The sequence below is a fragment of the Leisingera sp. F5 genome (assembly GCF_001593695.1).
In genome coordinates, this window is the sequence record NZ_LUKH01001392.1 from 1 (window position 1) to 1,057 (window position 1,057).

The following is a 1,057-nucleotide window of genomic DNA, read 5'->3' on the forward strand; positions in this document are numbered from 1 at the left end:
CTTTCCGTCTGGTGATGTCCGACAGCAATGTGCAGGCGGTTCTGGTCAACATCTTCGCCGGCATCAACCGCTGCGACTGGGTGGCCGAGGGCGTCGTGCAGGCGCTGCGCGAGGTCGAAGTGGACGTGCCCGTGGTGGTCCGCCTTGCAGGCACCAACGTGGAGGAAGGCCAGAAGATCCTGGCTCAGTCCGGTCTGCCGCTTATCCGCGCAACCTCGCTGATGGAAGCCGCTGAACGGGCCGTCGGCGCGTGGAAGAACGACCTCGACCAGAACACTCGTGTGAGGGCAATCAAATGAGCATCCTTCTCGATCGCGAAAGCAAAGTCATCGTCCAGGGCATCACCGGCAAAATCGCCCGGTTCCATACCAAAGACATGATCGAATACGGAACCAACGTCGTGGGCGGCGTTGTGCCGGGCAAGGGCGGCGAAACCGTCGAGGGCGTGCCGGTCTTCAACACCGTGAAAGAAGCGGTGGAGGCAACCGGCGCCAATGCATCCTTGGTGTTTGTGCCGCCGCCGTTTGCAGCTGACTCCATCATGGAAGCGGCGGATGCGGGCATCAACTACTGTGTCTGCATCACCGACGGCATCCCGGCCCAGGACATGATCCGCGTGAAGCGCTACATGTACCGCTATCCCAAGGACAAGCGGATGATCCTCACGGGGCCGAACTGCGCGGGCACCATCTCGCCGGGCAAGGCACTGCTGGGGATCATGCCGGGGCACATCTACTTGCCGGGCACGGTTGGCATCATCGGCCGTTCGGGCACGCTGGGCTACGAGGCCGCAGCGCAGCTGAAAGAGCTGGGCCTGGGGATCTCGACCTCGGTCGGCATCGGCGGCGATCCGATCAACGGTTCCTCCTTCAAGGACATTCTTGAGTGGTTCGAGAAGGATCCGGAAACCGAGGTCATCGCGATGATTGGTGAAATCGGCGGCCCGCAGGAAGCGGAAGCGGCAGATTACATCAAAAACCACGTGACCAAGCCGGTGGTGGCCTATGTCGCGGGTCTGACCGCTCCTAAGGGCCGCACCATGGGCCATGCGGGCGCG

General features: G+C 62.4%; 1 protein-coding gene and 1 pseudogene. Both read left to right on the forward strand.

Going from position 1 to position 1,057, the window contains the following annotated elements; translation table 11 throughout:
* A pseudogene (sucC, locus tag A2I95_RS41695) lies at positions 1-299 on the forward strand (succinate--CoA ligase subunit beta); the annotation flags it as partial.
* On the forward strand, positions 296-1,057 hold a 762-nt coding region (gene sucD, locus A2I95_RS41700; protein WP_291738126.1), incomplete at its 3' end, for a succinate--CoA ligase subunit alpha. The pseudogene sucC and the gene sucD, both read left to right, overlap by 4 nt.